The 14331-nt window shown below is 64.6% G+C and carries 14 protein-coding genes; 9 read left to right on the top strand and 5 right to left on the bottom strand.

Features of this window, described 5'->3' with window-relative positions; genetic code table 11:
• The first annotated feature begins 19 nt into the window (after positions 1-19).
• On the top strand, positions 20-1105 hold the full coding sequence (locus HDG37_RS29705; protein ID WP_184053903.1) for an AI-2E family transporter: 1086 nt from the start codon (positions 20-22) through the stop codon (positions 1103-1105).
• 284 nt (positions 1106-1389) lie between these two features.
• Positions 1390-2616, top strand: a complete 1227-nt coding sequence (locus HDG37_RS29710) for a PepSY domain-containing protein (protein ID WP_184053906.1) — start codon at positions 1390-1392, stop codon at positions 2614-2616.
• Between the two features lie 58 nt (positions 2617-2674).
• Here HDG37_RS29710 and purU read toward each other — a convergent pair whose 3' ends face one another.
• The 5 genes from purU to HDG37_RS29735 all read right to left on the bottom strand — a co-directional run bounded on the left by purU (position 2675) and on the right by HDG37_RS29735 (position 8029).
• Positions 2675-3544: a formyltetrahydrofolate deformylase gene (gene purU, locus HDG37_RS29715; protein ID WP_184053909.1), complete on the bottom strand. Its 870-nt coding sequence runs from the start codon at positions 3542-3544 to the stop codon at positions 2675-2677.
• Positions 3545-3628: 84 nt separating this feature from the next.
• The gene (locus HDG37_RS29720; RefSeq protein ID WP_184053912.1) at positions 3629-4522 is read right to left on the bottom strand and encodes a DUF4743 domain-containing protein; all 894 of its coding nucleotides are present in this window, start codon (positions 4520-4522) and stop codon (positions 3629-3631) included.
• Between the two features lie 73 nt (positions 4523-4595).
• Positions 4596-5210: a LysE family translocator gene (locus HDG37_RS29725; protein WP_184054046.1), complete on the bottom strand. Its 615-nt coding sequence runs from the start codon at positions 5208-5210 to the stop codon at positions 4596-4598.
• 173 nt (positions 5211-5383) lie between these two features.
• Positions 5384-5950, bottom strand: coding sequence for an adenine phosphoribosyltransferase (locus tag HDG37_RS29730; RefSeq protein WP_184053915.1), 567 nt, complete (start codon positions 5948-5950; stop codon positions 5384-5386).
• Positions 5951-6031: 81 nt separating this feature from the next.
• Positions 6032-8029 (bottom strand): cation:proton antiporter, encoded by a 1998-nt coding sequence (locus tag HDG37_RS29735; RefSeq protein WP_184054048.1) that lies wholly within the window; start codon positions 8027-8029, stop codon positions 6032-6034.
• A 207-nt stretch (positions 8030-8236) separates the two neighbouring features.
• Here HDG37_RS29735 and kdsD point away from each other — a divergent pair, with 207 nt between their 5' ends.
• The 7 genes from kdsD to hpf all read left to right on the top strand — a co-directional run bounded on the left by kdsD (position 8237) and on the right by hpf (position 14107).
• Entirely contained in the window at positions 8237-9220 is a 984-nt protein-coding gene (gene kdsD, locus HDG37_RS29740) for an arabinose 5-phosphate isomerase KdsD (RefSeq protein ID WP_184053918.1), read from the top strand.
• A complete protein-coding gene (locus tag HDG37_RS29745; RefSeq protein WP_184026959.1) occupies positions 9220-9780 on the top strand; it encodes an HAD family hydrolase in 561 nt (186 codons plus the stop codon). Before kdsD ends, HDG37_RS29745 begins: the two co-directional genes overlap by 1 nt.
• Positions 9777-10364: an LPS export ABC transporter periplasmic protein LptC gene (gene lptC / locus HDG37_RS29750; RefSeq protein WP_184053921.1), complete on the top strand. Its 588-nt coding sequence runs from the start codon at positions 9777-9779 to the stop codon at positions 10362-10364. Before HDG37_RS29745 ends, lptC begins: the two co-directional genes overlap by 4 nt.
• 39 nt (positions 10365-10403) lie before the next feature.
• Positions 10404-11075, top strand: a complete 672-nt coding sequence (lptA, locus tag HDG37_RS29755; RefSeq protein ID WP_184053924.1) for a lipopolysaccharide transport periplasmic protein LptA — start codon at positions 10404-10406, stop codon at positions 11073-11075.
• A gap of 17 nt (positions 11076-11092) precedes the next feature.
• Positions 11093-11869 (top strand): LPS export ABC transporter ATP-binding protein, encoded by a 777-nt coding sequence (gene lptB / locus HDG37_RS29760; RefSeq protein ID WP_184054050.1) that lies wholly within the window; start codon positions 11093-11095, stop codon positions 11867-11869.
• Between the two features lie 193 nt (positions 11870-12062).
• A complete protein-coding gene (locus HDG37_RS29765; RefSeq protein ID WP_184054052.1) occupies positions 12063-13580 on the top strand; it encodes an RNA polymerase factor sigma-54 in 1518 nt (505 codons plus the stop codon).
• A gap of 170 nt (positions 13581-13750) precedes the next feature.
• Entirely contained in the window at positions 13751-14107 is a 357-nt protein-coding gene (gene hpf / locus HDG37_RS29770; protein ID WP_027199628.1) for a ribosome hibernation-promoting factor, HPF/YfiA family, read from the top strand.
• Positions 14108-14331: the final 224 nt, after the last annotated feature.

Consider the following 14331-nt stretch of genomic DNA (forward strand, 5'->3'; position numbering starts at 1 on the left):
GTTGGAGACGGGATAAGCCATGACCAAGCGTAATCAGGCGCGCGAAGAAGATCGGGTGCAGGACCTGCGCCCGCGCCCGGTCAGGCTGACCAGCGACATGAGTCTGCCGAAGCTGTCGGCGGTCGAGATCGGCAGCTACGTGGTGATGCTGTTCGGCATGTGGGCGGTGATCGAACTGAACCTGCTCGGCGCGCTGCTCGCCGGGCTGCTGGTGTTTCAGCTCGTGCATACGATCGCGCCGCGCATCGAGCGTCACATGTCGAGCAAGCGGGCGCGCTGGCTCGCGGTGGTGATTCTGTCGACGCTGATCGTCGGCGCGCTGACGGGACTCACGCTCGGCATCATCTCGCATTTCGAGAACGACGTGCCGAGCGTGCAGGCTCTGCTCGATCAGGCCATGCAACTGATCGACCAGGCGCGCGGCAGGATTCCCCAATTCGTCGCGAACTATCTGCCGGTCGACACCGAGCAGATGAAGGCGAAGGCCGCCGAACTGATGCACACGCACGCGAACATGCTGCAGCAAAGCGGCACGACCGTGGCGCGCGCGTTCACGCACGTGCTGCTCGGCATGATCATCGGCGCGATCATCGCGGTCGGCGCGCAGAAGCATATCCAGCGGCTGCCGCTGTCCACCGCGTTCGTCACGCGCGTCACGCGTTTTGCCGACGCGTTTCGCCGCATCGTATTCGCGCAGGTGAAGATCTCCGCGCTGAACACGGTATTCACCGCGATCTTCCTGCTCGTGATCCTGCCGGTTTTCCACGACCGGCTGCCGCTGTCGAAGACGCTCGTGCTCGTCACGTTCATCGTGGGTCTGCTGCCGGTGATCGGCAATCTGATCTCGAACACGATCATCGTCGCGGTCGCGCTGTCGGTGAGTTTTCCGGCGGCCATCATGTCACTTGTGTTCCTGATCCTGATTCACAAGCTCGAGTACTTCCTGAACGCGCGGATCGTCGGCGGGCAGATCGAGGCGCGCGCGTGGGAGCTGCTGATCGCGATGCTGGTGATGGAAGCGGCGTTCGGTATCGCCGGGGTCGTCGCGGCGCCGATTTTTTATGCGTACATCAAGCGGGAGCTCATTTATTTGCGGTTGGTGTGAGTTGGGCTGGGTCGAGTAGCAAAAGTCGGCACTCACTAGCGCTCTGCAGCACACGCGGCAGTCCACGCAGCCGACAAAAGCGCAAGCGGCACTTCGGTGCCGCTTTTTTTTGCTTCCCGCGACCCTGCATCGTCGCCTCTTGCTGACAGAAAACTTGCAGCCGACCGCGTCGACCCCTAAGATGCGAACAATTCCTATTTACACCCAGTCCGCATCGTGACGTTTCACCTGATCTCCCACCCGCGTCTCCGCCTGGGTCCCTGTTGTGCATTGCCGGCTCGCGCATGAGACGCCAGCTTGTCCGCCTGCACCGCTGGTTCGGCGTCGCGACCGCACTGTTTCTGTTCGTCGCGGGCCTTACGGGCGCGATCATCGCGTGGGACCACGAACTCGATGCCGCGCTGAACCCGTCGTTTTACCAGGCTCGCACGGCCGGGCCGACGCTGTCCGGCCTCGAACTGGCGAATCGCGTCGAAGCCGCCGATCCGCGTCTTCGGGTGACCTATCTGCCGCTCGCGGTCGAACCGGGCCAGACGCTGCAGATGATGGTGCTGCCGCGCACCGATCCGGCGACGAAGCAGCCCTATCCGCTCGATTTCAATCAGATCGCCGTCGATCCCGTCACCGGCGAGATCCAGGGACGCCGCGAGTGGGGCGCCGTGTCGCTCGCGCGACTCAACCTGATTCCGTTCATCTACAAGCTGCACTACACGCTGCAGTTGCCGTTTACCGGCGGTGTCGACCTTGGCACCTGGCTGATGGGGATCGTCGGCATCGTGTGGCTCTTTGACTGCGTGATTGCGCTGTGCCTGTCGTTTCCGAGCCTGAAGGCCTGGCGCAAGTCGTTCACGTTCCGCCTGAAACGCGGCGGCTATGCGTTGACGTTCGATCTGCACCGCTCCGGCGGCGTATGGATCTGGGGCCTGCTGGCGATCGTCGCGCTGACGTCGATTTCGATGAATCTGTCGTCCCGGGTGGTGCGGCCGATCGTGTCACGACTGTCGACGCTGACACCCGATCCGTTCAGCAACCCCGAAATCCTGCGGGCGCCGCAACCCGGCGATCAGGTGGTGAGCCGCGAGCGCATCGTCGAACTCGCCGGGCAGGCCGGCGAGGAAATGCATGTCGCCGCGCCGCCGGGCGGGCTCTACTACGCCGAATTCATGCACGCGTATGGCGTCGGCTTCTACACGTCCGGCAACGACCACGGCGACACCGGCCTCGGCAACCCGTGGATGTATTGGGACGCCGCCACCGGCAAGCGGCTCGCCGCGCGGATTCCCGGCCGAGGCACGGCCGGCGACATCTTCCTGCAGGTGCAGTTTCCGCTGCACTCGGGGCGCATCCTCGGTCTCGGGGGGCGGATCCTGATCAGCGCGATGGGGATGGCGGTGGCCGTGCTGAGCGTCACGGGCCTGCTGATCTGGCTGAAGAAGCTGAACGCGCGCCATCGTTCCGCGCAAAACGCGAATCTCGCGAGAAGCACGGGCGGCGCGGCAGCGCGTTCGTAACACGAGCAGGTAAAGGGCCGCGCCAACCTCGACCGGCGCAGTGTTACTGGCGCGGCTCCTAGCGGAACACCACCGTCTTGCTGCCGTTCAGCACGACGCGATGCTCCACGTGCCACTTCACCGCGCGCGCGAGCGTCACACACTCGACGTCGCGGCCGATCGCCGTCAGTTGTTCCGGCGTCATGCTGTGGTCCACGCGCTCGACTTCCTGCTCGATGATCGGACCTTCGTCGAGATCGGTCGTCACATAGTGGGCGGTTGCGCCGATCAGCTTCACGCCGCGGTCGAACGCCTGGTAGTACGGCTTCGCGCCCTTGAAGCTCGGCAGGAACGAGTGGTGGATGTTGATCGCGCGGCCGGCGAGCGCCTCGCACAGGTTCGGCGACAGGATCTGCATGTAGCGCGCGAGCACCACGAGGTCGGCCTGATGCTCGTTGATCACTTCGAGCACGCGCGCTTCCTGCGCGGTTTTCGCTTGGGGCGTGCCGCCGAGCAGCGGGAAATGATGGAACGGGATGTCGTAGCTCGCGGCGAGCTGGTAGAACTCCTTGTGGTTCGAGATGATCGCCGGGATTTCGATGTTCAACTGACCGGTGCGGTAGCGGAACAGCAGATCGTTCAGGCAGTGGCCGATCTTCGACACCATGATCACGACGCGCGGCTTCACGTTCGCGTCGTGCAATTCCCAGCTCATGCCGAACTGCTCGGCGAGTGTCACGAACGACGCGCGCAGCGCGTCAAGCCCCGGATCGCCGCCCACCTGCTGAAAATGCACGCGCATGAAGAACTCGCCGGTGCGGCTGTCGCCGAACTGCGCGGAGTCGAGAATATTGCTGCCCCGCTCGAACAGAAAGCCCGACACGGCGTGAACGATGCCGGGCCGGTCGGCGCACGACAGTTTGAGGATAAAGCTGTGATCGGTCGACATGACCTCGGTGACTCCCTTCTTCAATGCGTGGTTTGTTTCAGTGGGTACTGGCTGCACGGGTTGAGCTCGACTGATGAGCCTGAGCTAGGCCAGCGCCGGCGGCGCGAACAGCGCGTCGATGCCCTCGCACGCGTCCTCGTCGATCCAGCGGCGGCGCAGCAGGCAATCGAGCGTCGCGAGGCTGGCATCGACGGTCAGCGCGCCTTCCTCGATCCAGCGCGCGACTTCGTCGATGCGCGCGAGCCGGTGTTCGCCCACTTCGCCGTCCTGGTTGCGCGGCGCGAAGTCGGCGGGCAGCGCGAGGTCGTAGATGAAAATCTGCTCGGCCTGCGTGCCTTCCGGCAGCGATTGCAGCACGTGCGCGGTGCGGCCCGCGACCGCGCTCGCCGCGATCTGCGCCGGAATGCCCGCTTCTTCCCAGCATTCCTTGACGATCGTCTCGGCGATGCCGAAGCCCCAGCCGATCCCGCCTGCGACGACGTTGTCGAGCATGCCGGGGTCGGTCGCCTTGGTGTCGCTGCGGCGCGCGATCCACAATTGCGGTGCGCCACGCGGCGCTCCGCCAAAGCGCGCCCCGCCAAAGGGCGCCCCGCCATCCGCATATTCTACGACGCCGTTCAGATGCACCGCGTAGGTCATCGTGCCGAAGAAGCGCGACGCCGCGCGCTCGATATACGCGAGCGGCGGCGCGTCGAACGCATTGCGGATCGCGTACGTCTCGTTGCGCCAGCCGGGGATACGGCCATCGGCTGCGAGCGCGCCGATCACGGAAGCGAGCGCCGCGCTGCGCAGATCGACGGTATCGAACGTGGCGCAGAGCGTCACGCCGTCGTTCGCCATCTCGAACACGTCGGGCCAGCGCGCGAGCAGCGGCACGTCGCGCTCGCGAATCCACCCGACCTGTTCGGCGCCGATCAGAAACGGCCGATGCGCGTTCGCGTCGAAGCGGCGCGCGGCGGTGATGCAGGGCAAAGTCATCGGAAAACTCCAAACTGTCCGCCGTGGTGGCGAACCGGGGCAAAGCAGAAGCGGGCGGATGGCGTGACGAGCCTCAGTCGCGCAAGGCGACGCGAATCCCGATCGCGATGAAGGTCGCGCCGGCCACGCGATCGAGCCACAGGCCCACGCGCGGCCGCCGTCTGAGCCAGCCGCCGATGATCCCCGCGCACACGCCGAATAGCGAAAACACCACGACGGTCTGCAGCATGAACAGCGCGCCGAGCTCCAGCATCTGCACAGTGACGCTCTGCGCGCCGTCCGGCTGCACGAACTGCGGCAGAAACACGACGAAGAACAGCGTGACCTTCGGATTCATCAGATTGCCGAGCACGCTCTGGCGAAACACCGTCGAAAGCGGCTGCGGCGCACGCTCGTGCGCGGTCGCGAGGCCATGGCTGCGCAGCGCCTTGATGCCGATCCACACCAGATACGCGGCGCCGGCGAGCTTGATCGCTTCGAACGCGAGCGGCGACGAGCGCAGCAGCGCGGCGACGCCGAGCGCCGCGAGTGTCGTATGAAACGTGATGCCGGCGGCAAAGCCGAGCGCGGCGACCAGGCCGGCCGCGCGGCCCTGCGAGATGCCGCGCGCGAGCACCTGCAGATTGTCCGGGCCGGGCGCCACGGTGATCGCGATCGAGGTGGCAAGAAACAGCAGGAAGTTGGGCATCGTGGTGGCCTTCTGGTTGGGCGACTGGTGAACCATGATGGGTGAGCCATATCGTTGAGCCCGGTTGGTTTTGCCCGCCCAACGGGGCTCGTGCGGCTCATGCGACTTTAGCCGCTGGTACGGCGGGAAACGCTACCGCGCGTCACGGCACGCGCCGTGACTACCTCCCCGGTTCAATGACCGTCGAAACTCGTCACGGTATAGAGCGCAAGACCGCCCTCGCCCAGCAGCTTCGAGCCGCCCAGCTCCGGCAGATCGACGATCGCCGCGCCTTCCACGACGACCGCGCCGAGCCGCTCGAGCAGCAGTTTGCCGGCCATCATCGTGCCGCCGGTCGCGATCAGATCGTCGATGATCACGACGCGGTCGCCCGGCTCGCACGCATCGTCGTGAATCTCGACGGTCGCGGTACCGTATTCCAGCTCATACGATTGCGAGATCCGCTTGTACGGCAGCTTGCCCGCCTTGCGAATCGGGATGAAGCCAACGCTCAACTCATGCGCGACGATCGGCCCGATGAGGAAGCCGCGCGCATCGAGCCCGGCAATGTAGTCGAGCTTCGCGTCGATATAGCGCTGCACGAACAGGTCGATCAGCACACGCAGCGACTTCGGCTCGCGCAGCAGCGGCGTGATGTCGCGGAACTGCACGCCCGGCTGCGGCCAGTCGGGCACCGTGCGAATGTGACTTCTGATGTAGTCGGCCGCATCGAGCGGCGCGCTCGCGAGCGCCTTGGACATGATGTCTCCGGATGGACCTCGACAGGTCCGGTGAAAGGCTTGAATCAGGGTCGCCCGCCAAAACGGGCCAGGCTCACGAGTTCAGGCCGCAGCGGCGCGGCGATGCTTCGACAGCCGCTCCTCGGCTTGCGCCAGTTGTTCGGGCAGACCGCGCAGCACCACGATGTCGCTCGCGCGCAGTTTCGTCGACGGGTCCGGTTCAACGCCGCGGATGCCGTGCCGGCGAATCGCGGTCACTTCGACACCGAGTTCATACAGGCCCACCTCGGCGAGCGTACGGCCCACCGCGTCGGCGCTCTCGTCGACCGGCACCGATTGTAGCCGCACCTGCTCGTGGCCGTCGTCGTCGTCGATGTCGTCGGCGCCGTGGAAATAGCCGCGCAGCAGCGAATAGCGTTCGTCGCGCATCTCCTCGACGCGCCGCACCACGCGCCGCATCGGCACACCCATCACGACGAGCGTATGCGACGCGAGCATCAGGCTGCCCTCGACGATCTCCGGAATCACCTCCGTCGCGCCGGCGGCGAGCAGTTTCTCCAGATCGGCATCGTCGACGGTGCGCACGATGACCGGCAGCGTCGGCTCCATCTCGTGAATGTTGTGCAGCACGCGCAGTGCCGACGGCGTGTTCGCGTAGGTGATCGCGATCGCGGCCGCGCGATGCAGGCCGGCGGCCAGCAGCGACTCGCGCCGCCCCGCGTCGCCGAACACGACCGATTCGCCGGCTGCCGCGGCCGCCGCGACACGGTCGGGATCGAGATCGAGCGCGACATACGAGAGCCCTTCATGCTCGAGCATGCGTGCGAGGTTCTGCCCGGCGCGGCCGTAGCCGCAGATGATTACGTGGCCGCTCTGCTTCAGGCTTTGCGTGGCGATGCGCGTCATCTGCAACGACTGCATCATCCATTCGGTCGACGACAGCCGCAGCACGACACGGTCCGCGTTCTGGATCATGAACGGCGCGGCGAGCATCGACAGCAGCATCGCGGCGAGAATCGCCTGCAACAGCGTCGCGTCGACGAGATGTCGGTCGAGGATCAGGTTCAGCAGCACGAAGCCGAACTCGCCCGCCTGCGCGAGACCGATACCGGTACGCATCGCGACGCCCGGCGTCGCGCCGAAGAGCCGCGCAAGGCCGGTGATCATGACCAATTTCAGCAGCACCGGGCCGAGGAAAAAGGCCAGCACGACGAGCGGATGCTCCCAGATCACGCGCGGATTGAGCAGCATGCCGGTGGTCACGAAGAAGAGCCCGAGCAGCACGTCGCGAAACGGCTTGATGTCCTCTTCGACCTGATGCCGATACGGCGTCTCGGCGATCAGCATGCCGGCGATGAACGCGCCGAGCGCGAGCGACAGCCCGAATTTGTCGGTGATGAACGCGGCGCCGAGCGTCACCAGCAGCAGATTGAGGACGAACAGCTCCTGCGAGCGGCGCCGCGCGACCACGTTGAACCAGCGCGTCATGAAGCGTTGCCCGACGATCAGCAGCAGCGCGAGGGCCACGACGATCTTGATCGCTGCGACGCCGAGCGCGCTGACCAGATTCTCCGAGCGGCCGCCGAGCGCCGAAATGATGATCAACAGCGGCACCACCGCGAGATCCTGAAACAGCAGCACGCCGAAGATATTGCGGCCGTGCTCGGTTTCGATTTCGAGCCGCTCCGCGAGCATCTTGCTGACGATCGCCGTCGACGACATCGCCAGCGCGCCGCCCAGCGCGACGCTCGCCTGCCACGTGATATGCACCCAACGCTCGAGCAGGAAGCCGAGCGACACGGCCACCGCGACCGTGCCGATCACCTGCAGCAAGCCGAGTCCGAACACGAGCCGGCGCATCGTGCGCAGCTTGGCGAGCGAAAACTCGAGCCCGATCGAGAACATCAGGAACACGACGCCGAATTCCGCGAGATTCTGCGCCCCCGCCGAATCGGGAATCAGCCCGAACGCATGCGGCCCGACGACGATGCCCACCGTCAGGTAGCCGAGCATCGGCGGCAGATTCAGGAAGCGAAAGATCACCACGCCCGCCACCGATGCCAGCAGCAGAAACAGCGTCATTTCGAGCGGGGAAATCATCGGCAAAAACGCATGGGTAAAGCGTCCTCGTTCGTCAGCGGAACCGCGCACGAGAACGCCGTGCGAGATGATTGATTGGGCCGGCAAAAAAGCTGCAAAAAGGCGGCAAAGCAGCTGAAAAAGGGGATTGTCGACAGGCCGATGCAGACAGCGGCTCGGCACAGCAGGCCCGGCGCGGCGAACAGGCGCCTTTGCTATACTCCGCGAATGATAGCGAAAATCAATGGCGACAGGGCACTCACGCTTGCTCGCGACGTACTCGACATCGAAGCGGACGCCGTGCGCGCGCTTCGCGACCAGCTCGACGGCAGTTTCGTCGGCGCGGTCGATTTCATCCTGGGTTGCCGTGGACGCGTGGTCGTCTCCGGCATCGGTAAATCCGGCCACGTGGCCCGCAAACTCGCGGCCACGCTGGCAAGCACCGGCACACCCGCGTTCTTCGTGCATCCGGCGGAAGCAAGCCACGGCGACCTCGGCATGGTGACCGCCGACGACGTATTTCTCGCGCTGTCCAATTCGGGCGAAACCGAGGAGCTGATGGCGATCCTGCCGCTCATCAAGCGGATCGGCGCGAAGCTGATCGCGATGACGGGCCGTCCTGGCTCAAGCCTCGCGCAACTCGCGGATGTGCATCTGAATTCCGGCGTCGCGAAGGAAGCCTGTCCGATGAATCTCGCGCCCACCGCCAGCACCACCGCCGCGCTCGCGCTCGGCGATGCGCTCGCGGTCGCGGTGCTCGACGCGCGCGGCTTCGGCCGCGACGACTTCGCGCGCTCGCATCCGGGCGGCGCGCTCGGCCGACGCCTGCTCACCTACGTGCGCGACGTCATGCGCACCGGCGACCAGTTGCCGCAGGTCACCCCTGAGGCAACCGTCAGCGATGCCCTCTTCCAACTGACCGCGAAGCGCATGGGCATGACCTCGGTCGTCGACCGCGAGGGCCGTGTGAAGGGCATCTTCACCGATGGCGACCTGCGCCGCGTGCTCGAACGCGACGGCGATTTCCGCCAGCTGCCGATCGCCTCGGTGATGACCGCGGGCCCGCGCACGATCGGGCCGGATCATCTCGCGGTCGAAGCCGTGGAACTGATGGAGCGCTATCGTATCAATCAGATGCTGGTCGTCGACGAAACGGGCAAGCTGCTCGGCGCGCTCAACATGCACGACCTGTTTTCGAAGAAGGTGATCTGATGGCCGTTGCTCCCCCTACCGCTACCGAACGCGCAAGCCGCGTGAAGCTGATGATTTTCGACGTCGACGGCGTACTGACCGACGGCGGCCTGCTGTTCACGGCGGAAGGCGACACGATGAAAGGCTTCAACTCGATGGACGGCCACGGCATGAAGCTGCTGCGCCAGGCCGGCATCGAAACGGCGCTCATCACCGGGCGCAAGTCCGGCATCGTGGCCGCGCGGGCGAAAGAAATGAACATCGCGCATGTCTACCAGGGCGTGCAGGACAAGCCACAGGCGTTCGCCGACCTGCTGCGGCAAACCGGCCTCACCGCCGAGGACTGCGGCTACATGGGCGACGACTGGGTCGATCTCGCGGTGATGCTGCGCGTCGGCTTCGCGGCCGCGCCGGCCAATTCGCATCCCGAAGTGATCGCGCGCGCCCACTGGGTCAGCGAGGCGCGCGGCGGTTACGGCGCGGCGCGCGAAGTGTGCGACACGCTGCTGCGTGCCCAGCACAAATATGAGGCACTGCTCGCGGCAGCGTGCAGCGGCGAGCAACGGGGCCTCGTGGGATGAATCAGTTTCGCCTGACTTCGCTGATCCCGCTCATCGCGATGGCGGCGCTCGCCGGCATCACGTGGTGGCTGCTGCAAGCCACGTTGCCGCGCAAGACCGACGACGAGGTGCGCCCGAAGGAACACACGCCGGACTACTTCGCCGACAACTTTTCGGTGTCCGAGCTCGACCAGTCGGGCGCGACGCAGTACCGGCTGACCGCGCAGTCGCTGGTCCATTACGAGGACGACGAAATGAGCGACCTCGTCAAGCCGGCGATGCGTGCGTTCCAGCCCGGCAAGCCGATCGTCACCGCGACCGGCGACACGGGCACGGTCAACGCGGACGCGTCGATCGTCAATCTGTACCAGAACGCGCGCATCCTGCGCGCGCCCGGCGGCGGCGATCCGCAGATGCAGGCCGATTCCGAGCATTTCAGGGTCCTCGTCAACGACGATGTGATCGAGACTGAAAAGCCAGTTAAACTTCAGCGCGGCATGTCCGTGATGACTGCCAGTGGCATGAAATACAACAATGTCACCCGGTTTATGCAACTGTTCGGCAATGTAAAAGGCGCAATCGCCGCGTCCGATTCCGGCCACTAAGCCAACGCATACCGGGTAATCCATTCCAGGCGTGACTGCATGAACGAATCGCACCCCCGTTTTGATACCGGCCGTTCGCGCGCGCTGTCCGCGTGCCGCGCCGCACTCGCTGCGCTCGTCGTCGCGCTGCCGCTTGTCGGCTTCGCGCCGCTTGCGCACGCGGACCGCGCCGACAAAGACAAGCCGCTGAACATCGAAGCGGACAACATGACTTACGACGACCTGCGGCAGGTCAGCATCTTCACCGGCCACGTGGTGGCCACCAAAGGGACGATCCTGATCAAGGCCGATCGCGTCGAAGTGTCGCAAGACCCGCAGGGCTACCAATTCGCGACCGGCACCTCGAGCGGCGGCAATCTGTCGTATTTCCGCCAGAAGCGCGAAGGGCTCGACGAATACATCGAGGGTACGGCCGTCCGTATCGACTACGACGGCAAGCAGGATCTGACCACGCTGACCACCAACGCGACGGTGCGCCGCCTGCAGAGCATGACGACGCTGCTCGACCAGGTGCACGGTAGCGTGATCACCTACGACGGCCAGAACGACTTCTACACCGCGAAGTCAGGCAAGGACGTCGCCGGTCCGGGCAACCCGAGCGGCCGCGTGCGCGCGATGCTGTCGCCGCGCAACGCCGGCGCCGCGCCGCTGACCGGCGCGTCGGCCACGCTCACGCCGTCCAACTCGATCCAGGGAGCGCCGAACCAGTGAGCACCATGAGCAGCACCATCGCGCCCCTCCCCCATCGGAAGCCGGCCGGCACCAGCAGTTCGCTGGTCGTGCGCAATCTGAAGAAGCGCTATGGCTCGCGCACGGTCGTCAAGGACGTGTCGCTCGACGTGAAGAGCGGCGAAGTGGTCGGCCTGCTCGGCCCGAACGGCGCCGGCAAGACCACGTCGTTCTACATGATCGTCGGCCTCGTGCCGCTCGACGCCGGCGAAATCGATCTGGACGGCAAGTCGATCAGCCTGCTGCCCATTCACAAACGCGCATCGCTCGGCCTGTCATACCTGCCGCAGGAAGCGTCGGTGTTCCGTAAGTTGAGCGTCGAGCAGAATATTCGCGCGGTGCTGGAATTGCAGCACGACGAAAACGGCAAGCGCCTCGACAAAGACGTGATCACGTCACGCACCGAAGCGCTGCTCGACGAGCTTCAGATCGCGCATCTGCGTGAAAATCCGGCGCTGTCGCTGTCGGGCGGCGAGCGTCGTCGGGTTGAAATTGCGCGCGCGCTGGCAACCAATCCGAGCTTCATTCTGCTCGACGAACCGTTCGCCGGCGTCGACCCGATCGCGGTGCTGGAAATCCAGAAAATCGTCAAGTTCTTGAAGCAGCGCAATATCGGCGTCCTGATCACCGACCACAACGTGCGCGAAACGCTAGGTATCTGCGATCACGCGTACATCATCAGCGACGGCAGCGTGCTGGCCGCCGGCGCGCCTAGCGACATCATCGAAAACGAAAGCGTGCGGCGCGTCTATCTGGGCGAGCACTTCCGCATGTAAGCACGTACGGCGTCCCCGGCCAAGCGAGCGCGCGCGGCCGGCCGCGGCGCCATTTTTGCGGCACCCGCACATTCGTTGTCAGGCGGCGCAGGGTGGCGCCGCGCGGCGCGCCAAATTGGGCGTACCCAAAAATTGCGAGTGCCGCAAGGTATCGCGGTCGTGGCAAACTCTCTACAATGAATCTCAACTTGCCATGAAAGCCAGCCTCCAACTCCGCCTATCGCAGCATCTTGCGCTCACGCCGCAACTGCAACAGTCCATCCGGCTGCTTCAGTTGTCGACGCTCGAACTGCAGCAGGAAGTCGCCATGGCGATCTCGCAGAATCCTCTCCTCGAAAACGAAGACGAGTGGATCGCGAGCCCGTTGCGGGTGGCATCCGACGGTTCCGTGATCGCCCAGACACCGGGCTCCTCGGCGCCGGCCGATCCGATGGCCGGCAACGGTTCGGCATCGTCCGAGGGCAACGGCGAGCGAGCCGAAAGCGGCGAGCCGCAGGGTGTCGACGAATACAGTGGCCTTTCGGGCGACGGCGGCGGCGATACCTCGCAGTGGAACCTGGACGACTACGGCCGCTCCGGCAACGCGTCGGACGACGACGACCTGCCCCCGCTGCAAATCCACGAATCGAGCACGTCGCTGCGCGACCACCTGATGGCGCAACTGCGCGTCACCCAGGCGAGCCAGCGCGACCGCGCGCTCATCACGTTCCTGATCGAATCGCTGGACGACGACGGCTATCTCGCCGCCACGCTCGAAGAAGTGCTGGCTGACCTGCCCGAAGAACTCGAAATCGACGTCGACGAACTGAACGCCGCGCTTGCGCTGCTGCATAGCTTCGACCCATCAGGTGTCGGCGCGCGCTCCGCGTCAGAATGTCTAAAGCTGCAGTTGCTGCGGCTCGAGCCATCGCCCACGCGCACGCTTGCGCTAGACATTGTCAGCCATTACCTGGAACTGCTCGCCGCGCGCGATTTCACGCGGCTGCGCAAGCACCTTAAGGCCAGCGACGACGATCTGCGCGACGCGCATGTGCTGATCCGCTCGCTCGAACCATTTCCGGGCGCGGCCTACGGCAAGGCCGAAGCGGACTACGTGGTGCCCGACATCATGGTGCGCAAAACGGCACAGGGCTGGCTGGCGGAGCTGAATCCCGAGGTAGTGCCGAAGCTGCGGATTAACCATCTATACGCGAATATTCTGCGCAATAACCGCGGCGATCCGGGCAGTGGTTCGTTGCGCCAGCAACTGCAGGAAGCACGCTGGCTGATCAAAAATATCCAGCAGCGTTTCGAGACGATCCTGCGGGTTGCGCAGGCAATTGTCGAGCGTCAAAAGAGCTTTTTTGTGCACGGCGAAATTGCCATGCGCCCCTTGGTTTTGCGGGAAATAGCTGATACGCTGGGCCTACACGAGTCGACTGTCTCGCGTGTGACAACCGGCAAATACATGCTGACCCCATTCGGGACGCTGGAATTCAAGTACTTTTTCGGCTCACACGTTTCGACGGACACCGGCGGCGCGGCCTCCTCCACGGCCATTCGCGCGCTGATCAAACAACTGATAGGAGCGGAAAACCCGAAATCGCCACTTTCAGACAGTCGCATAGCCGAACTGCTGGCGGAACAGGGCTTCGTGGTCGCACGGCGTACCGTTGCGAAATACCGTGAGGCGCTCAAAATCCCGGCAGTCAACCTGCGCAAGTCTCTGTAGCCCGCCGCGTTTTGCAGCGGGCATTTACCGGCCGCTCCGCACCTGGCGGACAGGCCGGCCGCTGCGACCTGCCAGATGTCCGTCACCGGGGGGCGACACAGGCAAGCCGTCAGATCGACCGGACCTTTGTCATTGTGCGGACCAAGCGGCCATTAGCTTGGAGAAGCACTATGAATCTCAAGATCAGTGGACACCACCTCGAAGTAACGCCTGCGTTGCGCGAATACGTGATCACCAAACTGGACAGGGTGCTAAGACATTTCGATCAGGTCATCGACGGCAGTGTGGTCCTCTCGGTCGACAACCATAAGGAAAAGGACAAGCGTCAAAAGGTGGAAATCAACCTCCATCTAAAGGGTAAGGATATCTTCGTCGAGAGTTGTGACAGCGATTTGTACGCTGCAATCGATCTGATGATCGACAAGCTCGACAGGCAGGTGATACGCCACAAGGATCGTCTGCAAGGCCATCAGCACGAAGCGATCAAGTATCAGCCGGCGCCGCAACTGGACGTGCCGCCGCAATAGGAGAAATTAGAGGAAATTCCTCAATTCCCTTGAACTCTCGTCGAGCCGCCCGCGACCGGGCGGTTTTTCGTTTCAGCGCCCCGGTTCCCGCTCACCGCCGGTGCGTCTCGCCGAGGCCGACCCCAACCATTCCCGCAGAGGTTTGCGCAGCGCCACACGTGCCGCGGCGTAAGCGCTGAAAAACCTGATATGCATAGATGGCGCGCCGCACCATCGGCCGTCAC

The organism is Paraburkholderia sp. MM5384-R2, from assembly GCF_014201025.1.
Lineage (GTDB): Bacteria > Pseudomonadota > Gammaproteobacteria > Burkholderiales > Burkholderiaceae > Paraburkholderia > Paraburkholderia tuberum.